The 20566-nt window shown below is 57.9% G+C and carries 24 protein-coding genes; 14 read left to right on the top strand and 10 right to left on the bottom strand.

Features of this window, described 5'->3' with window-relative positions; translation table 11 throughout:
• Window positions 1-560: 560 nt before the first annotated feature.
• The 8 genes from D1641_RS06835 to D1641_RS06800 all read left to right on the top strand — a co-directional run bounded on the left by D1641_RS06835 (window position 561) and on the right by D1641_RS06800 (window position 7990).
• Window positions 561-1058, top strand: coding sequence for a TRAP transporter small permease (locus D1641_RS06835; RefSeq protein ID WP_160663998.1), 498 nt, complete (start codon window positions 561-563; stop codon window positions 1056-1058).
• Window positions 1059-1063: 5 nt separating this feature from the next.
• On the top strand, window positions 1064-2359 hold the full coding sequence (locus tag D1641_RS06830; protein WP_243149300.1) for a TRAP transporter large permease: 1296 nt from the start codon (window positions 1064-1066) through the stop codon (window positions 2357-2359).
• Window positions 2360-2419: 60 nt separating this feature from the next.
• Window positions 2420-3622: a TRAP transporter substrate-binding protein gene (locus tag D1641_RS06825; RefSeq protein WP_160663996.1), complete on the top strand. Its 1203-nt coding sequence runs from the start codon at window positions 2420-2422 to the stop codon at window positions 3620-3622.
• 108 nt (window positions 3623-3730) lie between these two features.
• Window positions 3731-4525, top strand: a complete 795-nt coding sequence (locus D1641_RS06820; protein WP_160663994.1) for an SDR family oxidoreductase — start codon at window positions 3731-3733, stop codon at window positions 4523-4525.
• A 50-nt stretch (window positions 4526-4575) separates the two neighbouring features.
• The gene (locus D1641_RS06815; RefSeq protein WP_160663992.1) at window positions 4576-5541 is read left to right on the top strand and encodes a phosphoglycerate dehydrogenase; all 966 of its coding nucleotides are present in this window, start codon (window positions 4576-4578) and stop codon (window positions 5539-5541) included.
• An 11-nt stretch (window positions 5542-5552) separates the two neighbouring features.
• Window positions 5553-6293: an SDR family oxidoreductase gene (locus D1641_RS06810; RefSeq protein ID WP_160663990.1), complete on the top strand. Its 741-nt coding sequence runs from the start codon at window positions 5553-5555 to the stop codon at window positions 6291-6293.
• A 286-nt stretch (window positions 6294-6579) separates the two neighbouring features.
• Complete coding sequence (locus tag D1641_RS06805) at window positions 6580-7413, top strand: DUF2971 domain-containing protein (protein WP_160663988.1); 834 nt, start codon at window positions 6580-6582, stop codon at window positions 7411-7413.
• Between the two features lie 31 nt (window positions 7414-7444).
• Entirely contained in the window at window positions 7445-7990 is a 546-nt protein-coding gene (locus tag D1641_RS06800; protein ID WP_160663986.1) for a TetR/AcrR family transcriptional regulator, read from the top strand.
• Window positions 7991-8044: 54 nt separating this feature from the next.
• On the opposite strand, the gene D1641_RS06795 is transcribed toward D1641_RS06800, so the two are convergent.
• The 8 genes from D1641_RS06795 to D1641_RS06760 all read right to left on the bottom strand — a co-directional run bounded on the left by D1641_RS06795 (window position 8045) and on the right by D1641_RS06760 (window position 18019).
• Window positions 8045-10156 (bottom strand): MMPL family transporter, encoded by a 2112-nt coding sequence (locus D1641_RS06795; RefSeq protein WP_160663984.1) that lies wholly within the window; start codon window positions 10154-10156, stop codon window positions 8045-8047.
• A gap of 14 nt (window positions 10157-10170) precedes the next feature.
• The gene (locus tag D1641_RS06790) at window positions 10171-12924 is read right to left on the bottom strand and encodes a hypothetical protein (RefSeq protein WP_160663982.1); all 2754 of its coding nucleotides are present in this window, start codon (window positions 12922-12924) and stop codon (window positions 10171-10173) included.
• A 211-nt stretch (window positions 12925-13135) separates the two neighbouring features.
• On the bottom strand, window positions 13136-13750 hold the full coding sequence (locus D1641_RS06785) for an SIS domain-containing protein (protein WP_160663980.1): 615 nt from the start codon (window positions 13748-13750) through the stop codon (window positions 13136-13138).
• A gap of 19 nt (window positions 13751-13769) precedes the next feature.
• Window positions 13770-14765: a ribokinase gene (locus D1641_RS06780; protein ID WP_160663978.1), complete on the bottom strand. Its 996-nt coding sequence runs from the start codon at window positions 14763-14765 to the stop codon at window positions 13770-13772.
• 118 nt (window positions 14766-14883) lie between these two features.
• Window positions 14884-15162: a hypothetical protein gene (locus D1641_RS06775; protein ID WP_160663976.1), complete on the bottom strand. Its 279-nt coding sequence runs from the start codon at window positions 15160-15162 to the stop codon at window positions 14884-14886.
• A 429-nt stretch (window positions 15163-15591) separates the two neighbouring features.
• A complete protein-coding gene (locus tag D1641_RS06770) occupies window positions 15592-16959 on the bottom strand; it encodes a recombinase family protein (RefSeq protein WP_160663974.1) in 1368 nt (455 codons plus the stop codon).
• Window positions 16960-17223: 264 nt separating this feature from the next.
• The gene (locus tag D1641_RS06765; RefSeq protein WP_160663972.1) at window positions 17224-17655 is read right to left on the bottom strand and encodes an ImmA/IrrE family metallo-endopeptidase; all 432 of its coding nucleotides are present in this window, start codon (window positions 17653-17655) and stop codon (window positions 17224-17226) included.
• Between the two features lies 1 nt (window position 17656).
• A complete protein-coding gene (locus D1641_RS06760) occupies window positions 17657-18019 on the bottom strand; it encodes a helix-turn-helix transcriptional regulator (protein WP_160663970.1) in 363 nt (120 codons plus the stop codon).
• Window positions 18020-18213: 194 nt separating this feature from the next.
• Here D1641_RS06760 and D1641_RS06755 point away from each other — a divergent pair, with 194 nt between their 5' ends.
• Window positions 18214-18441 (top strand): XRE family transcriptional regulator, encoded by a 228-nt coding sequence (locus D1641_RS06755; RefSeq protein WP_160663968.1) that lies wholly within the window; start codon window positions 18214-18216, stop codon window positions 18439-18441.
• 177 nt (window positions 18442-18618) lie between these two features.
• Here D1641_RS06755 and D1641_RS06750 read toward each other — a convergent pair whose 3' ends face one another.
• Complete coding sequence (locus tag D1641_RS06750) at window positions 18619-18792, bottom strand: hypothetical protein (protein ID WP_160663966.1); 174 nt, start codon at window positions 18790-18792, stop codon at window positions 18619-18621.
• Between the two features lie 261 nt (window positions 18793-19053).
• Here D1641_RS06750 and D1641_RS06745 point away from each other — a divergent pair, with 261 nt between their 5' ends.
• Window positions 19054-19230, top strand: a complete 177-nt coding sequence (locus tag D1641_RS06745; protein ID WP_160663964.1) for a hypothetical protein — start codon at window positions 19054-19056, stop codon at window positions 19228-19230.
• Here the strand turns inward: D1641_RS06745 and D1641_RS06740 are convergent.
• Entirely contained in the window at window positions 19221-19433 is a 213-nt protein-coding gene (locus tag D1641_RS06740) for a hypothetical protein (protein ID WP_160663962.1), read from the bottom strand. The genes D1641_RS06745 and D1641_RS06740 overlap by 10 nt on opposite strands.
• Window positions 19434-19502: 69 nt before the next feature.
• Between D1641_RS06740 and D1641_RS19125 the strand changes: the two genes are divergently transcribed.
• The 4 genes from D1641_RS19125 to D1641_RS06730 all read left to right on the top strand — a co-directional run bounded on the left by D1641_RS19125 (window position 19503) and on the right by D1641_RS06730 (window position 20439).
• Window positions 19503-19649: a hypothetical protein gene (locus D1641_RS19125; protein WP_201757278.1), complete on the top strand. Its 147-nt coding sequence runs from the start codon at window positions 19503-19505 to the stop codon at window positions 19647-19649.
• Window positions 19650-19736: 87 nt separating this feature from the next.
• Window positions 19737-19886 (top strand): hypothetical protein, encoded by a 150-nt coding sequence (locus D1641_RS06735; protein WP_160663960.1) that lies wholly within the window; start codon window positions 19737-19739, stop codon window positions 19884-19886.
• Between the two features lie 22 nt (window positions 19887-19908).
• Window positions 19909-20043: a hypothetical protein gene (locus D1641_RS19675; RefSeq protein ID WP_279285659.1), complete on the top strand. Its 135-nt coding sequence runs from the start codon at window positions 19909-19911 to the stop codon at window positions 20041-20043.
• A gap of 24 nt (window positions 20044-20067) precedes the next feature.
• On the top strand, window positions 20068-20439 hold the full coding sequence (locus D1641_RS06730; protein ID WP_160663958.1) for a hypothetical protein: 372 nt from the start codon (window positions 20068-20070) through the stop codon (window positions 20437-20439).
• The last annotated feature ends 127 nt before the right edge of the window (window positions 20440-20566 follow it).

Below are 20566 nucleotides of genomic sequence, written 5' to 3'. Positions count from 1 at the left end.
GCATTTTTGAAATAAAATAATTGTTTCTGTGGGGAAATGGAGGGAAAATGTGGCCGAAAACAGTGTTTTCTAAATATCGCCTTACATTCTGATTGTGAAATGTACTAAAAAATGATAGGTGATTTTGTACAAGAGGTAAATGAGAAGGGCTGCCCCAAAATTCTTGTGTTTTCGGGGGTAAACGGGGTTTATTTGCTCAGCTGTTCCGTTTTTTCTGTCCTATTAAGGAAGGGAAGAACAAACGTCATTTTGCGTTGGTCAATTTCAACAAATGGGGCCTGGGGAAAAGTTGGGATAGGTCTGAATTAGGAAACAGCAGTGATTGTTTTTCATCGAAAATGACATCTTTACACGGCGGAACGGCTTGTGATATCTTATTGGGGCAAGGCATGGGTGACAGAAAGCAGGGTACCCTGCTTTTGTCTGTCCTTTCAGGGCAGACAAGCTCACTCAGCGCACGGTCGCAGTCCCGGTTGGTCGGGCGGGAGTAACCCAGGGGTGCCAGGACCCTCCAGACAGCTGCGGCGGAAAACGCCAAAATGATAAAGGAGGAGATGTAGTTGAAAAACATTCTAAGCTTCCTCGACAAGCACCTGGAACGAATCTGCATGGGAATACTTTTTGTCGTCATGTTCGTTGTGGTGTTTTTGGGGATCCTCACCCGCTTGATTGGCTCGCCTATCTCCTGGACGGAAGAGGCCTCCCGGCTGGCCTTCGTCTGGATGATCTTTTTCGGCCTGTCCTTCGGCACCAAGTATGACAAGCACATCCGCGTGACCATCCTGCCCGACAAATTCGGCCCCAAGTTCGCCGCCGCGGTGACCATTTTCTGGGATATTGTGACCATTCTGGTATTCATCTGGATTGGCTACTACGGCTTTAAGTATGTGGCCTACAGCTCTACGGCCAGGACCTTCGCCCTTCAGCTGAACAAGGGCCTTGTGGCCTCGGTCATCCCCATGAGCTCCGTGCTGAACATCATCCGCTGCATTCAGAAGATGGTGCTGGAGCATATCCCCGACTACCAGGCCGGGGGTAAGAAAGTAGAGGAGGGATAAGCGGTATGAGTATGGCATTTTGGGTCTATTTGGCCGTATTTATTGTATTCCTGGCCTGCGGCGCCCCCATCTATATGGCGCTGCTCTCCAGCGGTCTGAGCTATGTGTTCCTCCACGGCAATATCGACAGCATGGCCGTTATGGCTAAGATGTACGGCAGCCTGGACAGCTTCGTGCTGCTGGCCATCCCCATGTTCATGGCCGCCGGTATTGTGATGAACAACGGCGGTATCACAGACCGTATCTTCAACTTCTGCCGGGCCCTGTTGGGACATCTCCCCGGCGGCCTGGCCTATGTAAACGTGCTGGCCTCCTTCCTGTTCTCCGGTATGTCTGGCTCTGCGTTGGCGGACGTGGGCGGCCTGGGCAATGTGGAAATCAAGGCCATGCGGGACGAGGGCTATGACGACGATACCATCTTCGGCATCACCGCCGCCTCCGCCACCATGGGCCCCATCGTTCCCCCCTCCATCCCCATGGTCGTATACGGTTCCGCCGCCTCCGTCTCGGTAGGCACCCTGTTCACCGCCGGCGTGGGCCCCGGCATCGCCATCGGGCTGATTCTGTGCATTGCCGTGTTCATCGTGGCCAAGCGCCGCGGCTATACCGTACATAAACGGGCTACCATGCGGGAGCTGTTTACCTGCATCCGCCGTTCCTTCTTCGCACTGCTGCTCCCCATCATCATCATGGGCGGCATCATGTGCGGCTACTTCACCCCCACCGAGGCCTCCTGCATCGCTATCACCTACTGCATCATTGTGGTCTGCTTCATCTATCATGACATGCCGGTGAAGAACCTGCTGGCGGTGGTGGACGGCACCGTGTCCGGCATCGTCCCCGCTCTGGCCATTGTCTCCTCCGCCTCCCTGTTCGGCTGGGTTCTCCAGTTTGAGCACCTGGGCGAGAAAATGTACAACGGCATCACCTCCCTCACCAACAACAAGTGGGTCATCCTGCTGATTATCGACGTGATCCTGCTGTTCTTCGGCATGATTCTGGACTCCACCCCCACCATTATGCTGCTGGTTCCCATCTTCCAGCCCCTGACCACTGCGGTGGGCATCAGTCCCATCCACCTGGGCGTGATCGTGGTGCTGAACCTGATGATCGGTCTGATGACGCCTCCCTACGGTCAGTCCCTGTTTATGCTGGCCGGCACCACCGGGGTCCACTTCAACAAAGTGGTCAAATATGTTATGCCCTGGCTGCTGCCCATGTTCATCGCCCTGCTGGCGATCACCTTCTTTGAGCCCATTACCCTGGCTATCCCCATGATGCTGGACTTCGAGGTATTTTAATCGGTGACACCATACGTTATGTATGTTTTGTCCAACAATTTGAAAGGAGACTATTTTAAGATGAAGAAACTGCTTTCCCTTGCCCTGGCTGCGGCTATGGCCCTGTCCATCGCCGCCTGCTCCGTCCAGAACCCCAATACCCCCCCTGCCAGCAACAGTAATCCCGGCACCTCCGCTGGCAGCCAGAACCCCGGCACCCCCGCCGGCTCCAACGGCGGCTCCGCCTCTGGCGCCTACACCTATGACGAGAGCGATCCCTATCCCTGCATCGCCATCTACCGGGACGGCGACCCCGCCGCCGATGCCCACGCCACCGTCACCTCCACCGACGACATCACCTGGACCATCGCCGTCTGCCTCCAGGAGAGCAACCCCCAGTCCGTGGCCGTCAAGCTGATGGGCCAGGAGCTGGAGGAGCTGACCAACGGCCACTTCAAGTGGGACATCTTCTACAACTCCGTCCTGGGCAGCGAGTCCGAGGCCGTTGAGCTGGTCCGCAACAACACCGCTCAGTTCGTCACCTCCAATGTTACCGTAATGTCCACCTACGTGGACACCTTCGGCGTGTTCGCCCTGCCCTACCTGTTCCACAGCGAGGAGGACGAGCTGAACTACCTGTCCAGCAGCCCCAAGGCCTATGAGCTGTACAAGGAGCTGGAGGAGACCGCCGGCCTGGTGACTCTGGGCTTCAACTGCACCGGCTCCCGCTGCCTGTCCACCAAGGGCGTGAAGCAGATCAAGAGCCCCGCCGACCTGTCCGGCACCAAGGTCCGCTCCATGGAGGCCCAAGTGTGGCAGGATGTCATCTCCTGCCTGGGCGCCACTCCCGTGCCCGTGGCTTACACTGAGCTGTACACCGGCCTGCAGACCGGCGTGGTTCAGGGCCAGGACAACCCCATCGCCAACACCGTGGACGGCAAGTTCTATGAGGTTCTGGATACCTTCTATGAGACCGACCACAGCTACCTGGTCTCCGCTTATTACACCAACCCCACCGCTTGGGATCAGCTGCCCGACGACTACAAGGCCGTTCTCATGGGCCTGCTCCAGAAGTATCAGGGCAACTACTACCACGAGGAGATCCTGAAGTTCCGCGAGGACTGCGCCAAGACCGTCGCCGATGCCGGCGTGAAGATCGTGCCCCAGAGCGAGCTGGATATGGACGCCTTCTATGCCAGCGCTGACGCCATGATCGCCGACAAGTACATGACCGGCTCCTACGCCGACTTTGTCAACGACGTAAAGTCCACCTTCAACTATTAATTCGTCTGCCCTCAGGCAAGCAAATGAGCACAGGGACGGCGCCCGGCGGAGTGCCGGGCGCCGTCCCTTTCGCCGGAAAGGAGAGACAGGCCGCTCAGGCCGGAGTGTATGGATCTGAATTTGACCGGAAAGACTGTGGTCATCACCGGCGGAGCCACCGGAATCGGCCGGGCCGCCGCCCAGGAGTTTCTGCGGGAGGGGGCTCGTGTGGCCGTTCTGGGCCGCCGGCTGGAGCCGCTGGAGGAATTTGCCCGGGAGATGGCCCTGGAGGGCTTTACCGTCTATTATGAGAGCTGCGACGTCACCGACCTGGAGAAGGTAGAGGGCTATGCCCGGCGGGTTCGGGAGAAATTCGGCTCCCTGGATGTGTGGCTGAACAACGCGGGCGTCGCTGTCAACAAGCCCTTTTTGGATTTCACCCGGGAGGACTGGGAGCAGATCTGCGCCATCAACCTGCGGGCGGTGGTGGAGTGCACCCAGATCGCCGCCCGGCTGATGAAGGAGCAGGGAAGCGGGGTGATTCTCAACGCCTCCAGCTTCTGCGCCAAAATTCCCCACGCCAACGGGGTGCTTTACGCGGCCACCAAGGCGGCGGTGTCCAACCTGACCCGGTCTACCGCGGCGGCCCTGGCCCCCTACGGCATCCGGGTGGTGGGCTACATCCCTGGCATGGTGGTCACCCCCATCAGCGAAGAGATGGTGGCCCAGTATAAGGAGAAGTTCACCAAGGACATCGCCCTGGGCCGGCTGGGCCGGCCGGAGGACCTGGCCAAGCCCCTGGTGTTCCTGGCCTCCGACGCCGCCCGGTACATCACCGGCATTGACCTGGAGATCAGCGGCGGAAAGTTTACGGTTCAGGACTGCGCCATGCCTTGGCGCTTTGCCCAGGGGGAGCAGGCCTGAGCAGTCGACAGATACTTTAAAAAAACGCATGTAGAAAGGAAGTTTTTACCATGGGAAAGGTTTTGGTTTCGGCTACCCGCTTTGACGAGCTGTGCAAGGACGCCTGGAAGCTGCTGGAGGACAACGGCCACGAGGTCATCTTCGACCCCTCCCGCCCCTTCCCCGCATACAGCTATGAGGAGCTGGCGGAGATTATCCCCGACATCGACGCGGCCATTATCGGCATGGACTACTATGACGAGAAGGTGTTCAAGCTGGCCCCCAAGCTGAAGTGCGTGTGCAAATTCGGCGTGGGCGTGGACAACATCAACCTGCCTGACGCGACCAAGTACGGTGTGAAGGCCTGCAACTGCCCCGGCCAGAACTCCAACGCTGTGGCTGAGCTGACCATCGGCTTTATCATCGACGTGCTGCGGGGTGTGATCTCCCTCCACAAGGACATGGAGAAGAGCACCTGGACCCGGTACATCGGCAACGAGCTGGCCGGCAAGACGGTGGGCCTGCTGGGCTTCGGCGCCATTGCCCGGGAGGTGGCCCGGAAGCTGACGGTCTTTGACGTGAAGGTGAAGGCCTTCGACCTGTTCCCCAACGAGGAGGCCGCCAAGAAGCTGGGGGTGGAGATGGTCAGCCAGGACGAGATCATCGAGACCTGCGATATCATCAGCCTCCACGTCCCCGCCACCGCCGAGAACCACCACCTGTTCAACAAGGACACCTTCGCCCGGATGAAGGACGGCGCCTTCCTCATCAACGCCGCCCGGGGCGCCCTGGTGGACCTGGACGACCTGGCCGAGGCCATGCTGTCCGGTAAGATCGCCGGCGCGGCCCTGGACGCCTTCGAGGTGGAGCCCCTGCCCGCCGATTCCGCCATCTTCAAGTGCCAGAACGTGGTTCTGACCCCCCACACCGGCGCGGAGAGCTATGAGTCCTACCACAAGGTGAGCATGGTGGCCGCCCAGAACGTCATCGACACCCTGGCCGGCCGGGAGCCCAAGTTCTGCGTCAACCGGGGCTGAGAGGCGTTCTAATGGAGAACATGCTGCAAGGAAAAAACGCCCTGATCACCGGGGGCTCCCGGGGGATCGGCAAGGGCATCGCGGTGAAATTCGCCGGACAGGGGGCCAAAATCCTGCTGGTGGGCCGTAAGCTGTCCGGCCTGGAGCCGGTGGCGGAGGAGATCCGGGCCCAGGGAGGACAGGCCGCCTGCTTCCAGGCGGACGTGTCCCAGGCGGACCAGGTGGAGAAGCTGGCAAAAGAGGTCCTGGAGGCCCACGGCCAGGTGGATATTCTGGTGAACAACGCGGGCATCAGCAGGGAAATGCCCTTCCTGGAGATGCCAATCGAGACCTTTGACGAGATTATGACCACCAACATGCGCAGCGTCATGCTGGTGACCCGCGCCTTCCTCCCCGGGATGCTGGAGCGGAAGGCGGGCAACATCATCAACATCGGCAGCGGCGCGGCCCTCCGGGGCCTGCCGGGCAGCGCGGCCTACTCGGCCAGCAAGGCCGCCGTGGTCTGCTTCACCCAGGCTCTGGGAGACGAGGTGCGCAAGCTGGAGCAGAATGTCCGCATCAACGCCATCTGCCCCGGCCCGGTGGACACCGAGCTGTTCCAGAAATCGGAGCGCCGGGAGTTCATCCTCCAGGCCGGAGGGGATGTGTTCAGCACGGACACCATGGCTGACGCCGCCCTCTTCCTGGCCAGCGACATGAGCAAGGGGATGAACAGCCAGGTGCTGGTCCTGCGGGGCTTCAACCGCTGGTAAAGAGAGAAAAAGACTCCCGTCCAAAAATGGCGGGAGTCTTTTCTCTTTGAAAACAAAGTTTGATTTCTCCGCTCCGATGCGGTATACTAATTTTATAGCAATCATCAGAATATATGACACCATGTAGGGGCGCACATTGTGCGCCCGGACAATCATGCGGTGTGTACCGGCAGAGCGGGCGGACAATGTCCGCCCCTACAAGCCGCTGTCAATCATTCTGCATATTGCTCTAGAAGGACAATAAAATGGGTGGCGGAGGGTCCGCCGGGGGAACGGAGGGCACGCGATGAGCCGGACGGACAAAAAGATTCTCTATCATTACACAGACTTTCAGGCTGTGGACGGCATCCTGCGCTGTGCTCAGCTCAGGGTGAACAACGTCCTGCGCATGAATGACTCGGCAGAGATGCGGCACTTTATGAACCGTCTTTGCAGCGCCATTGTGGAGCGGCTGGAGAGCGGGGGCGGCGGAGAACATGCCAACGCAGTGAAGGCCCTGTTCCGAGAGGAGCTGAAGAAGGAGTATTCCGCCTTCGCCGCCTGCTTCTCCTTCCACCGGGACGACGCGGCCCAGTGGGAGCGGTACGGGAACCGGGGCAGAGGGGTGTGCATCGGCTTCCGCCGGGAGCATATGCAGAGGATGGCCAAGGGGGCGCTGTCCCTCCAGGCGGTCTTTTATCAGGACGACATGGCCGGCCACCCCATGGTGGAGGAGTTCTGCCGGCTGATCCGGGAGGGGAGGCAGCTGTCCGGTGAGGATCCGGAGATCCGGCGGGCCATGTGTGAGGCCTGGGCCTGCTCGGTGTCCTTCAAGCACCCGTCATTCTCCTCAGAGTACGAGATGCGGCTGGTGGTCTCCCCCTTCGGGAAGGACGGGCTCAACGTGGAGCCCTGCTACCACGTGACCAAGGAGCGGATCAAGAAATATTACCCCCTGGACCTGCGGGCCATGTGCGGGGAGGCGGGCATCGGCCTGGAGGACCTGGTGACCGAGATCATCATCGGGCCGGACTCCACCCAGTCCATGGCAATTTTTCAGGATTACCTGCGGGACAACGGGCTTTGCGCTCTGGCGGAGCGGGTGTCTCTGTCAGACTGCCCCCTGCGGGTCACAATCTAGCCCGGCTCTGGGGTGAAGGAGGTACTGTTCTATGCCAAATTTTACCAAGAAAGCAATTAAGGAGACCTTTGTTGCCCTGCTGGATGAGCGCCCCCTGAACCGGATTACGGTGAAGGACATCGTGGAGGCCTGCGGCATCAACCGCAACTCCTTCTACTACCACTTCGAGGACCTGCCCGCCCTGCTGGAGGAGATTATCGCCGAGCGGGTCCAGGACCTGATCTCCGACCACCCCAGCATCGACTCCATGGAGGACAGCTTCGACGCGGCGCTGGAGTTTGTCCTGGACCACAGGCGGGCGGTGCTCCATATATACAACTCTATGAGCCGGGACGTCTTTGAGCGGTATCTGATGGAGGTCTGCCGCTATGTGGTGGACACCTATATCGACGCCGCCTTCGCCGATCAGGAGATCGGGCGGGAGGACAAGGACATGCTGGTCCGATACCACAAATGCGCCTGCTTTGGACACATCATCGACTGGCTGAACACCGGCATGAAGGACGACGTCTCCGCTTATTTCCACCGGGTCTATGCGTTGATACTGAGCCGCAGGGGAGATGGAACCCAGATTTAAAGTATATGAAGCCGCTCCGTGCCCCGCCGGGGGATACGGAGCGGCTTTCTGCTGTCAGGAGGTGTGAGCAGCGAAACGCAGCCTGCGCTCCCGGACGGGGGCGGCCTGCCGCCAGTGGAGGCTGGTTTTTTGGATGAGGGGCTCGCAGACACACAGCACCGGGGGCATAAGGAAGATGCTCACCAGGGCGGAAATGAGGGCGCCCCGGGCCAGCATGGTGCAGATAGAGCTGATAATCTCGATCTCAGAGATCAGGCCCACCCACAGGGTGGCGCAGAACATGACCAGGGAGCTGGTGATGATGGAGCCGTCAGAGGCGGTGGCGGCGATTTGGATGGCCTCCACCCGGTCCTTGCCGGACTGGAGCTCCTCCCGGAAGCGGGTAGCCAGCAGGATGGCGTAGTCCACCGTAGCTCCCAGCTGGACACAGCCGATGATGGTGGGGGAGACGAAGGGGATCACCGTGCCGGTGAAGTAGGGGATGCCCTGGTTGATGAAAATAGCCAGCTCGATGGCGGCCACCAGCACTACCGGCATGGACGCCGACCGGAACACCCAGGCCACAATCAGCAGGATGGCGGCGATGGAGATGTAGTTGGTCACCTGGAAATCCACGGCGGAGGTCTTAATCAGGTCGTCAGTGAGGGCGGCCTCGCCGGTAATCATGGCGCCCGGGTCGTACTGCTTGAGGATGGCGTTCAGGGAGTCCAGCTGGGCGGACACCGCGTCGGAGGCGGTGGCGAACTGGGAGTTAATCATCATCAGCTGCCAGCCCTCCTGCCGGAGCATGTTCCGCACATCCTGGGGGATGAAGAAATCCGGGATGCCGGAGCCCAGCAGGGCGTGGTAGGACAGCACCGAGGTGACGCCCTCCACCTCCCGGAGGCTCTCCTCCAGCTGGTTCATGTCGGCGGCCGGGATGTCGTCCCGGAGAACGGCAAAGTGGGAGACGGCCATGTCAAACTCGTCCTTGAGCTTGCTGTTGGCCACGATGGAGGCCATATCCTGAGGCAGGGCCTCGTCCAGCTTGTAGTAGACGGCGGTGTGGGACTGGGCGTACAGCGCCGGGGCGAAGAGGACCAGGAATACAATGGCAAAGCCCTTCCGATGCCGGACCACCCAGCTGTTGACCCGGCTGAAATCGGGCAGCAGGCTGCGGTGCCTGTGCTTTTCAATCTGCTTATCGAACAGCAGCAGGAGGGCGGGCAGGACCAGAATGACGGTGGCGACCCCCAGCACCACGCCCTTGGCCATGACAATGCCGATATCCCGGCCAAGAGTCAGGCGCATGAAGCACAGGGCGATAAAGCCGGCGATGGTGGTCAGGCTGGAGCCGGACAGGGAGGTAAAGGCGGCCACAATGGCCTGAGACATAGCGTCCCGCTTGTCCTCGTAACGGGATTTCTCCTCCTGGTAGCGGTGGTAGAGGAAGATGGAGTAATCCATGGTGACCCCCAGCTGGAGGACGGCGGCGATGGCCTGGGTGATGTAGGAGATCTGGCCCAGGAAGATGTTGGTGCCGAAGTTATAGACGATGGCCATGCCGATGCTGGTCAGAAAGACGAAGGGCAGGACGGTGGATTCCATCGTCAGGGACATAGCGATGAGAGACAGCAGCACGGCCAGCCCCACATAGACAGGCAGCTCTCTGTCCACCAGATCCTTGGTGTCCTTGATGACCACTGAGAAGCCGGCCAGGAAGCACTTCTCATTGCACAGCCTGCGCACATTCTCGATGGCCTCCATGGTCTCCTCGTCAGCGCCGGATTTGTCGTACTGGATAATCATCATAGTGGCCTCGCCGGCGAAAAACATGTCCCGCAGGCCGGCGGGGATGAAGTCCAGAGGAATCTGGATGCCCACCGCGTTGGACAGCCACACGGCGTTGGAGACATTGGGAACCTTCCTGATCTCATTGATCAGGCCGTTGGTGTAGGCGGCGGGCATATCCTCCACAATGAGCATGCTGGTGGCCGCCATGTGAAAGGGCTCCTCCAGCAGCCGCTCCCCCTGGGAGGACTCCAGGTCCTGGGGCAGGTAGGTGAGGATGTCGTAGTTCACCCGGGTGCCGATGTACCCCAGGGCGGAGGGGATGAGCATCAGCAGGGCGGTCAGTGCTACCAGCTTTGGCTTCCGTGTCAGCCAGCGGGCGATTTTTTCCAGCATGGGGGTCTCTCCTTTCAGCGGAAGATGCCGGTCAGGAACAGCCAGAAGTCCTTGAACATCTGGGCCACCCGGCTCCAGAAGGTGCCGTTGTCGGCGGTCTTGGCGGACAGCGGCTCGGCAGTCAGGCCGGACGCCTCCCCATCCTCTGCCTTGATCTCCTGAGTGCGGATCAAAACCTGGACGCTGGAGGGGATGGGGTTGCGGGGATCGGTGAGGGAGACCGCCCGGGCCTCGGCGTCCATGAGCAGAATGTTGTTGATGTCGCCGGTGTATTCGTGCCAGGTGTCCTCGATGATGCCGGTGAGGGCGTTTTTCGAGTTCTTTACGTTCTGGGTGGTGGACAGGGCCGCGCCTGTCTGCCTCAGGGTGGAGGCTAGCCCCCGGAGGGTCTGCCTGGTGCCGGCGTCCAGCTGGACGCCGGAGGTCCGCATCAGGGACTCGGTGTCGGCCAGCAGGGTCTCCATGTCCCGCAGGGTGGTGACGGCGGCGGTGGACAGGCTTCCCATGGAGGTCAGCCCCTCCTGAAGGGTGGGCTCATACTCGTTCAGAGTGAGCCGCAGGGCGTCCACGCTGTCCAGAATAGAGGACAGCTTTCCGGAGGTCTGACTCAGCGCATAGGCCAGGTCCTCCGCGTCGTCCAGCAGGTCAGCCAGCTCGCCGATGTCGTCGCACAGGCTTGCCAGCTTGCCCACCACGTCGGCGGTAGGGGTGGCGATGCGCTTGAGGGTGTTGTTCAGCTCCTTCTGGATGGCGCTGATCTTGGCGTTGGCCGAATCCAGGCCGTTGGCGATGAGATCCACCGCCGCACTGCCCACGGAGCTTTTGTCGGAATCGGGGGCGGAGTCGCCGCTGTCCGGCGCGGGCTCGCTGTCAGAGTCGGGTGAGGCGCTGCCGTCGGGGTCAGACTCGGGGGAACTGCCGCTGTCCGGGGCGGGCTCGCTGCCGGAGTCGGACGGAGTATCCCGGGGGACGACGCCGGGGGTGCTGTCCTGGGTGTCGGAGATTCCCGCGGAGGCCAGAAGGAGCCTGCCGCTGAGCATACTGCCCGCCAGGGCCCCGGACATCATGCCGCCTGCCGCCGGGGTCCCGCCGTTGCTATAGATGGTCCACAGGTCGGCCATCTGCTTGGCCTGGGATTTGGAGACGCCGGGCAGATTTTCGCAGAAGGTCTGGAAGGAGCTGCTCTGAGCCACCTGGTACAGGCCGTCCAGCTTTTTCACCTCGGGGAGCTGAGCCCGGACCGTCTGAGCCACCTGGGCCTGGATGGCCGCTCCGGTGGGGGAGGCCAGGACCGCCTCATAGGTGTCCTCTGTGACCCCGGGGACCTTTTCGAAGATCACCTTTTTCGTCTGACTGGCGATAATCATCTCCTCCGTGGCACCGGCGGACAGCGCCTCGGCCAGGGGGGCGGCAGCCGCGGCCTTCTCACTGGCACTGGAGGAGCTCTCCCCTTGGAGCATCAGCAGGGCGGTGAAGGCGGCCGTTCTGCCTCCGTCTCTGGCGGTCTCATAGGCCCTGTGGACCTCCTTCACCTGGTTCACCAGGGCCGTGCCAGGGGTGGAGCTGTCGGAGGAGCCGCCTGAGCTGATGTGGCTGTTGTCCAGGGACCGCTCCAGCCGGCGGAGACTGTCCTTCATGTCCGCCAGGCCGTAGACCACCTGCTTCACATCTCCGGTGCCGTCGGCCAGGCTTTCCAGGGCGGCCTCTATCCCGTCCAGCTGATGCTTCAGGGACACGGCGGTGTCGGTCATCTCGTTCAGGGTGAGTTTGGAGCTGGCAATGGTCTGGCTCAGGATCTGAATCCGCTGCTCCGCCGGCTCCAGCAGGTCGGCGATGCCGGACAGGTCGCCCCGGAGAACGCCGGCCTCGTCATAGAGCTGACCCTTGCCGCCAGAGATGGTGCCCCGGGCCTTGTCCAGCTGATCCAGGCCGTTGGCGGAGGCGTACAGCCCGTCCTGGATGTCGTTCAGAGCGTCCAGCAGGGCGTCCAGACTGCCGGACAGGGCCCGGTAGTCCTCCTCCAGCTCGTCCTTGCGCTGGGACAGCTTGGCGATCTCCTCCAGCTGGCTCAGGGTGGCGGGCACCATCAGAATGGTCATGCCGTTGAAGGAGAAGTCGTCACTGCCCACCCGGATGGTGAAGTGCTGCTCCTCCCCAGGCAGGGCCATGAACAGGACGGAGCGCAGGTTGCCCACCAGCTGGACCTGGGCTCCGGGGGCGTCCAGGGAGAGGATGTCGTCCTCGTTGAAGATAGCCATGGCCTCCAGGGTGTAGTTGTACCTGGCGTAGGCGCTGGCGGCCCGGTTGGGAACCAGGTCCAGGTCGATGTCCACCACGCCTTTCTGCCCGGCCAGCTCCTCCGCCCGGGCGGGGACGCCGTTGAGGGAGTACCGCAGGGTGATGGTCCAGGGCAGGTCCTGGAAGGGCTGGGCGGTCTTGCCCTCAAAATAGAAGTGGCCGGGGGCCTGGCTGAACTGGAAGTCCGTCTGTCCCTGGCCCAGCTTGGCGGGGGTGCTGTCGGTGAGGTTGACCACCTCGTCGTAGGTGCCGTAGTCGGTGATCTTGGCCGCGCCGTTGAGGGCATAGCTCTTGACCACGCTGCCCTCCAGCAGGTTGCCGTAGTAGTCCAGGGTGGCGTAGTAGGCCTCATCATAGGTAGAGCTCACGCCGCTGCCGATAGAGGCGGCTGAGGCCGGAAGGGTGCAGCCCGCTGTCATAAGCACGGCCATCGCCAGGGCCAGGGGCCGCTTTCGGTGGGATTGCTTCATAAGTGATTCCTCCTTGAAGACTGCCGGCGGCAGGGCGCCGGCCCTAGATTGATGTTGATTGTAACGGCGGGCGGCGGCTCTTTCAATAGACAGATGGAGGAGGGTGTCTAAAATTTCGTCAGCAGATGGGGAATGATAAAAGAATAGAAAAAAGTGCGAAAAAAGCTCCGCTCTGCCTGAAAAGGCGGAGCGGAGCAGAGTAAATATTTCCTTATTTTTCGTTCTCCCGCAGCTGGCCCAGCTTTCCGCCTGGGTGGCAGCGGACGTATTTGACGGGGTCCCAGTCCTTCTCCACCTGGAGGGCTACAGACAGGGCCTGGAGAGTGAGGGTCTCGGCCAGGATGGAGTTCCGGGGAGCCCGGTTCAGGGGGCCGCCCTCGGCCTTGACGCCGGCGATGAGGAAGGCGTCGCTCTCCTTAGCCAGCCAGCTGTCAGGATTGCCGGATACGCCGATAATCTTGCAGCCGTTGTTCTTAATAGCCAGCACGGTGGCCTTCAGCTCGCCGGTCTCGCCGGAGTTGGAGATGCAGATGACCACATCCCCCGCCGCCAGCTGGCCGCAGGAGCCGTGAACGGCCTCGGTGCCGTGGAGGAAGTAGCAGGGGTTGCCGGTGGAGGAGAAGAGGGAGGCCATATAGGCGGACACATGGCCGGGCTTGCCGATGCCGGTGATGTGCAGCCGGCCGCCCTGGGCCTGGGAGTCCAGAATGAGCTGGGCGGCAGCCTCGTACTCGTCGGCGGTGCGGGCCTTCAAAAAGGCGTTGAACTCGGTGTCCACGCTGGCGAAGAACTGCTCTACCGCCTGCTTGCTCTCAGTTTTCAGCATAGTAACCTACTCCTTTTTATTATTTCAGTGCGTCCAGCTCCGCAGGGTCGAAGCCGTTGTAGCCCCGCTCCCGGAGCAGCGCCTGAACCTCCGACGCGGTGGGCAGGCTGGGCATGGCCCCCATGCGGGAGACGGTGATGGCGGCGGTGTGGCTGGCGAAGGCCAGGGCCTCGCCCTGAGGCAGGCCGGCGGTCAGGCCAGTGCAGAAGGCGGCCACGAAGGAGTCGCCGGCGGCGGTGGGGTCGGCCACGTGGGGCATCCTGACGCAGTGGGTGTGATGGATGCCGTTTTTGCCCGCCACGATGGAGCCGTTCTCCCCCATGGTGATAATCAGGTTCTCCACCCCCCGGGCCTGGAAGGCCTGGGAGACAATCTCCACGTCGTCAAAGTTGATGCCGTTGTCCACATTGATGGAGTGGTTAGCCAGGATGGCGGCCTCATGCTCGTTGGGGGAGATGTAGGTGGCGCAGGCCAGCAGCTTGTCTGACATGGGGGCGGCGGGAGCGGGGTTAATCATGACAATGACCCCCGCGTCATGGGCCCACTGGGCCACCGCCTCGATGACGGGCATAGGCAGCTCAAACTGCATCATGACCAGGTCGTAGTTCTTGATATCGTCCTTGAGCCAGGCCACGTCCTCCACTGTCAGGGTGAAGTTGGCCCCGGGGCAGACGGTAATCCGGTTCTGAGCGCCGTGCTCGGTGACCTCCAGCACGATGTGGCCCACGCCGGAGGACTCGTTGGGGTCCACTGTCACGTGGGAGACATCCACGCCGGACTTTTGGGCGGTTTCCAGCATAATCTTGCCAAAGGCGTCGTCGCCCACCTGGCCCACCATGGTGACCTGAGCGCCCAGGCGGGCGCACTGGACGGCCTGGTTGGCCCCCTTGCCGCCGGGGGCGGTCTGGAATTTCTTGCCGATGACAGTCTCTCCGGAGGCCGGCGCGCGGCTGGTGGAAGCAATCAGGTCCATCATAAAGCTGCCCACGACCAAAATTTTTGGTTTTTTCAGCATTAAGAAAAGCTCCTTTCCTCATCGAATGATGATGGTCATATTATACAAAATATTCCCGGAAAATGCAACGGTTAAATAATTTTTGTCAGGTTGTCCGAAAAAGGGCGGGGGAGAGGCATCAAATAGGAAACGCCTCCCGGCTCAGCTCCTCCGCCTGCTTTTTCAGCCAGGCGGCAGTTTGAGCCAGTCCCTCTTCGGTCATCGGGAAGGCGGCGGAGGCGATGACCTCGCTGCGGTCCATCGCCAGCGGACCCCTCCAGAGCTGGACGGTAAGCTGCGTCTCCTCCGCCCCCTCGGGAGTCTCCGGCTTGATAAAGAAACGGGCTCCGCCGAGACTTCCGTACCAGCTGTTGCCGTTCTCCCAGAAGAGCAGAGTGGGGATTTCAATGGTGTTCAATGAAAATGCGCCTCCTTTTCTTCTATTATAAAAGAAAAGATCCCCGCTGTAAAGATCCCGCACCGATAGGCGCTGCGGTCATAGTATGGTATGTGGCATCGCCACATCCATTACTTGAAGTAGAAGGAGCGCGTTATGAAACGATATTATGCTTCTGATTGGGAGCAGAGCAGCGGAGACGGAGTGGTAGCCCGCCTGAGCGGCTGCTCCAGCTGCGGGTGCGGCTCCGGCTGCAACACAGGCTGCGGGTGCAATACTGGCTGCGGATGCAGCACAGGCTGCGGCTGTGACTGCGACTGCGGCTGCCCCGGCCCCGGCCCTCTGCCCCCTGTACCTCCCTGCCCTCCGGGCCCCGGTCCCTTCCCGCCATACCCCGGCGTTGGCCCCACCGGGCCGATGGGTCCCACAGGACAATATAAATTAGTACAACTACTCTCGAAAAATAACGCGGGGGATGTTATCTCCATCGAGACAAATTTCCTGTATCACGGAGCGCCAGAGGTCACGGTGTTGTTCAGGCGTGAGAGTTGGGTAGATGTTGGGCAGCTCGTACTGCAAGAGCTCTCGCAGGCTGCGAAAGTCCGGGGGCGGTGTCGGTTCTGTCTCCTGAGCCTCCTGAAGCTGAGCGGAGTATTTTGCCCAGTCCTCACGATACTGTTCCATGGTGATCAGCTCATTGACATATAAGTCCTTGAGCCGGTCCATCTTCCGCTGGATGGCTGCCCGGTCCACCTTCGGATGTTTGACTTTGGAGGTGGCAATATTCCACTCAGTCTCCCAGCGGTCCAACTCCAAAGGCAAATTGAGCAACAGCCATTTTTCAAGTTTATTTTCCCCCATCTGACGGCGGTGGGTGCATCTGTGATAGATGGTTGCATTTCGACAGCGGTAAAACTTACGTTCACATTTTTTGTCAGTGCTGTGGCTCCCTGTCATCTTCTGACCGCACTCCTGGCATTTGAGCAGGCCAGCAAAAATATACACTCGGCCGCTCTCATTCTGCCGGATGGACCTCCGCTCCAGCAGTTTTTGGATGGCGTCAAACTCTTCTGGCGGAATCAACGGCTCACAATAATTTGGATTGTCACGGTACATCCCCTTATACAGAGGGTTGTGCAGCATTTTTCGGGCGGACGGGTCCCACAGGATGATTCCATAAGTTTCCCGGATGTAGGTCATAGCGCCATTGATAGTGCCGTGTTCTTTGTAATGCCTGAAAAATTCCCGGACTATATCCGCTGTCTCCGGGTCTGGCACCACATGTTTGTCTTGGATCATCAGGCCCATAGGGAGTGATCCGGAAATCACCTCACCCCTGGCAACCTTGGAGTCGAATACAAACTTGATGCGGTCGCTGTCCCGGTCGCTTTCATCCTGGGCTACGGATAGGCGGATGTTGATGTACAGCCGGCCGTTGGTAGTCTCAGTGTCATAGTGCTCCTGAGTGGTTTTCCAGGCCACATTATGGGCGTCAAGTATCTCTTGGATTTTGTAATAGTCGGCCACGCTCCGGAACCAGCGGTCCAGCTTGATAAACAGAATCACATCAATCTTTCCGGCCTTCACGTCCTCCAGCATCCGCATGAACTCCTTGCGCTTAGTGTATTTTTTTCGGGCGCTTTTGCCTTCGTCGATATAATATCCGGCGATTGCATAGCCGTTTTTGTGGGCGTATTCCTCCAAGTCCTCCTTCTGCGCGGGGAGTGAATAGCCTTTTCTGGCCTGTTCTTCTGTAGACACCCGAATGTACAAAGCCGCACGGCGGGGGGCCATGGATTCATTTTTTGGTTTAGGCACAAAAATTCCCCCTTTACACCACAAAAATATGCGGTATAATAGAGGGGCAGTAGCATCCGCCAAGATTTACTGCCCCGTGACCGTCTCTGGTGATCCAACACCAGGGGCGGTTTTTTATTTTCAATCGGGTTTCCTTTTTTTCTTTGCTAATTGTACCTGTCAAAATAAGGATTCCTTAGTCCGCTTTTGGGTTGAGCGGCTGTCCGCAGTTTCTGCAATACATGGTTTTCTCCTCTCTATTTATCCGCCCCTGGCGGGTAGTTATTAAAAATATAAATCTGTATCAAAGCTCCTATATATGTACCAACAGACAGCCATTCGCATAAAATCTTCGGTTACCTCAAAGTGCTCCGCCAACTCAAATATACTGGTGTACCCATCCGCAACCGCATTATCAAGCTCATTCGCTGGAATTAGTTTTTCTATGGCCCATCGGTTTGCCCGGTTCTCATGTTTTTGACGGATATCACAGGTTGCATAACGATTATAAAAACTTCCGGTTATGCAATGGCCCAGCTCGTGCCCCAAGTGAATTTTTTTATCAGATTCAGTCTCCAGTAAATTTTCGTCGATACCGATGAAACAATTCCCGGTTTCATTTTGAACACAGAGAGAACCCGTTTCCGGAAGCTGGAACGGAATAACGGGTATATCTTTCTCTTCCGCAATGCGGAAAAGAGAGATTGAATCCTTCATGCTATCCCTTCTTTTTCTTTTCTTCCTCCCTCTGTTTGACGTAGGCCGCAAAATTCTTTACCTCATCAAACATTGCGTCGGTAATTTCACCGCCGCCGCCAAAGAGGGCAAATTTAATTTCATCGTCACTTGGCTGGCGCTCACCCTCCTGGATGGGCGCTTTTTCTTTACCCAAAACCCGATCAACCGAAACATTAAAATAATCAGCTATTTTTTGTGCAGTGTCAGCCGTTATTCCTTTTTTACGGCCAGATTTCAAATCAGTCATTAAACTTTTACTTAAACCAAGATCGACGCACATTTTCCCGCCTTTTATCCCCCTTTCAGCGCAGAGGGATAAAATACTTTCGTATAAAGTCCACATATAAGTACCCCCGTTTTTGGGCAAATCTACAAAAGTACTTTTTAGCGCGAAATAACACTTGCAAAGTACGTGATAGTGGACTATAATGCAAGACAGAAAGGCGCAAATAAGTACTTCTGTGATTGGTAGCATATTCATTATAAGTACATTAAGGCGTACTTGTCAACACTTTTTTTGAGAGGAGGTTCTTTTTTGTGGATTCCTGCAAATTCACCCCTTTTGGTTTGTGCGTTAAGACGGAGCTATTAAAGCGAGGTAAAAGCCAGAAATGGCTAGAGGAGGAAGTTAGTAATCGCTACGGGATGTATGCGGACAGCGGCTACATGTACAAAATCCTCACCGGCCAGCGCAACGCCCCGAAAATTGTCCGGGCCATCCGGGAAATTTTGGAGTTGCCTAGCGAGCAGTGTAGCACGGAGTGAGGGTGATAAACCGGACTTTTGGGGGTGGGAAAATTATTTACACATATTCATACCCGGAACTCGGCCCCATAAAAGATTTTGTCGTCACAAACGACAGAGAAACGGCAAAAAGGTATATCAGGCATGGATACACACTTTTTACCGTTCCTCAGATGTTTGGCACAGAGCACGGAATCATCACTTTATTTTTGGAGGCTCAGAGTCAAACGGCCAATCAAATGTCAGAAGACGCTGTGAACCGATGTCTGACAGACTATGAAGTTGCCAGCCGAGAGCTGTGTACTGAGCAATCAACGCTTCAATTTTTTCCTGAGACAGCTTTTCGACCATGAATCCCTGACGTGCAACCATATGCTTCACCTACTTTCAAAGGGTGAAACAAGCATATCATGAAACGACCAATAGTACAAGATTATGTACTGTAAATTTTTTGTAAACACATCATATTGTATACGGAAGTAATCATTTTGCAGACATGCCCAAGTAGGGTGCAGAGGCCGCATTGACAGCAGCTTTTCAAAGGCTTGTAGAGAAAAAGTGTAGCGCATGACATGTACAATAAACCGGACTATTGCGTAACGCAAGAAACGGCGGCGGGGAGGGGGTGAAAAAATGAGAACACAGACGGATGTTGCTTCCAGGATTAAGGAATCCGACAAAAAAGTGTTAGACGCAGCAACGCAGATAGTTGAGATATCTGCGGTACTACGCCTAACAGTAGCTGAATTTGAACGAGCAGTTGATGCTGCTAAGAAATCGGCCATCATGACAACGGGAAATCAGGATTGATACATTCTTTTTTTAAACTCTGTTTCATCAATATTGCTGTAATAGTCATAAGCGCAGGTGAATTGTTCAATCAGATATTCCAGTTCTTCGACTTCTTCTGGAGCAGCACCATGATAAAACTGAGTTCCCTTTCTTAATTCGTTGTCAAACTTCGATTTTGCATAAGCGATAGAAAGCCCATAAGCGATTTTTTCAATATCCATGTTTTGACCTCCTTCCGCCGCCATTATAGCACAGGCGGCGAGAGGAGGCAAGGAAAGGAGGAGAGGCAAGTGTCCGAGAAAGATAAAAAGATCATGGAGCCCTTTGGACGAATCATTCCGCAGCTGAGCGAAACGGAAAAGGAAAAGCTTCTGGCCTTCGGTGAGGGCATGCCTTTTAAGGCGGACCAGCAACGGGCACAGCAGGACAGTGCCTGAGATGGCGCGGGCCAGTGAGAGGGTGTGAGAAAGAATACATATAGGACAACTTTTGTCCCATAAGTTGTCAGGAAGGAGGCGGTTACTATGGAGGGCACATTTGAAAATCATTTGAATGGAAAACTGTTTTATGAAACTCTAGCCCGAATCCTCGGCGAGAAATATGGAGTCCAGATTACGGTGACCGTCAGAGCGAAGGGACAGGCGGTCGGGGAACAGAACAAAGAGAGCGCATAGAAAATTTTACAGAGGTGACACCATGCGAGAGCTTTTTCGGAGCAAGGCCCGTGCAGAGATGCAGCGGGCCGGCTACACCCGGCTGAACAAGCCGATACCGAGCGGCACTGTTATTTATCCAAGCGTATTCGCCCAACGGTGGCGGGAGTTTGCCTGAAAATAATGAAAGGAAGAAAAGAAAATGGAACAGAAAATCAACGAAATCGAAATCAATGGAGTTACTTATATTCCCAAGGACAGTGTGGTTCAAATGGCCCCTAAACTGGCCAGCATGAAGTACTGCATGGTGCGTACATATTCTGCAGGAGTTTTTGCGGGGTACATCGAGAGCCGAGACGGGAAAGAAGTTGTACTCAGAAATGCCCGTCGCATCTGGAAATGGGCGGGTGCGGCTAGCCTCTCTCAGCTTGCCACTGATGGGACAAGTTCTCCGAACGACTGCAAGTTCCCTGTTTCAGTAGATAGAGTTACCCTGCTAGAGGTAATAGAAATTATTCCAATCACCAAAAAAGCAAAGGAAAGCATTGAGGGGGTTCCGGTATGGAAGGTTTGATTCTATCCAGCTCCGGCGACGGCTCCGGCTCCGGCTCCGGCGACGGCTACGGCTCCGGCGACGGCTCCGGCGACGGCTACGGCTACGGCTCCGGCGACGGCTCCGGCTCCGGCTACGGCTCCGGCGA

Source organism: Colidextribacter sp. OB.20 (assembly GCF_009911595.1).
In the GTDB taxonomy this organism is placed as follows: domain Bacteria; phylum Bacillota; class Clostridia; order Oscillospirales; family Oscillospiraceae; genus Lawsonibacter.
The sequence above is the reverse complement of the archived record's forward strand: the minus strand, read 5'-3'. Positions and strand labels throughout refer to the sequence as shown.

Coding starts and splice junctions, on each gene's coding strand:
- D1641_RS06815 (WP_160663992.1), top strand. CDS start 4,576: ATGGGAAAGGTTTTGGTTTCGGCTACCCGCTTTGACGAGCTGTGCAAG.
- D1641_RS06830 (WP_243149300.1), top strand. CDS start 1,064: ATGAGTATGGCATTTTGGGTCTATTTGGCCGTATTTATTGTATTCCTG.
- D1641_RS19675 (WP_279285659.1), top strand. CDS start 19,909: ATGCGAGAGCTTTTTCGGAGCAAGGCCCGTGCAGAGATGCAGCGGGCC.
- D1641_RS06790 (WP_160663982.1), bottom strand. CDS start 12,924: ATGAAGCAATCCCACCGAAAGCGGCCCCTGGCCCTGGCGATGGCCGTG.
- D1641_RS06825 (WP_160663996.1), top strand. CDS start 2,420: ATGAAGAAACTGCTTTCCCTTGCCCTGGCTGCGGCTATGGCCCTGTCC.
- D1641_RS06765 (WP_160663972.1), bottom strand. CDS start 17,655: ATGAAGGATTCAATCTCTCTTTTCCGCATTGCGGAAGAGAAAGATATA.
- D1641_RS06745 (WP_160663964.1), top strand. CDS start 19,054: ATGAGAACACAGACGGATGTTGCTTCCAGGATTAAGGAATCCGACAAA.
- D1641_RS06795 (WP_160663984.1), bottom strand. CDS start 10,156: ATGCTGGAAAAAATCGCCCGCTGGCTGACACGGAAGCCAAAGCTGGTA.
- D1641_RS06730 (WP_160663958.1), top strand. CDS start 20,068: ATGGAACAGAAAATCAACGAAATCGAAATCAATGGAGTTACTTATATT.
- D1641_RS06820 (WP_160663994.1), top strand. CDS start 3,731: ATGGATCTGAATTTGACCGGAAAGACTGTGGTCATCACCGGCGGAGCC.
- D1641_RS06780 (WP_160663978.1), bottom strand. CDS start 14,765: ATGCTGAAAAAACCAAAAATTTTGGTCGTGGGCAGCTTTATGATGGAC.
- D1641_RS06740 (WP_160663962.1), bottom strand. CDS start 19,433: ATGGATATTGAAAAAATCGCTTATGGGCTTTCTATCGCTTATGCAAAA.
- D1641_RS06800 (WP_160663986.1), top strand. CDS start 7,445: ATGCCAAATTTTACCAAGAAAGCAATTAAGGAGACCTTTGTTGCCCTG.
- D1641_RS06810 (WP_160663990.1), top strand. CDS start 5,553: ATGGAGAACATGCTGCAAGGAAAAAACGCCCTGATCACCGGGGGCTCC.
- D1641_RS06805 (WP_160663988.1), top strand. CDS start 6,580: ATGAGCCGGACGGACAAAAAGATTCTCTATCATTACACAGACTTTCAG.
- D1641_RS06735 (WP_160663960.1), top strand. CDS start 19,737: ATGGAGGGCACATTTGAAAATCATTTGAATGGAAAACTGTTTTATGAA.
- D1641_RS06785 (WP_160663980.1), bottom strand. CDS start 13,750: ATGCTGAAAACTGAGAGCAAGCAGGCGGTAGAGCAGTTCTTCGCCAGC.
- D1641_RS06750 (WP_160663966.1), bottom strand. CDS start 18,792: ATGGTTGCACGTCAGGGATTCATGGTCGAAAAGCTGTCTCAGGAAAAA.
- D1641_RS06760 (WP_160663970.1), bottom strand. CDS start 18,019: ATGTGGACTTTATACGAAAGTATTTTATCCCTCTGCGCTGAAAGGGGG.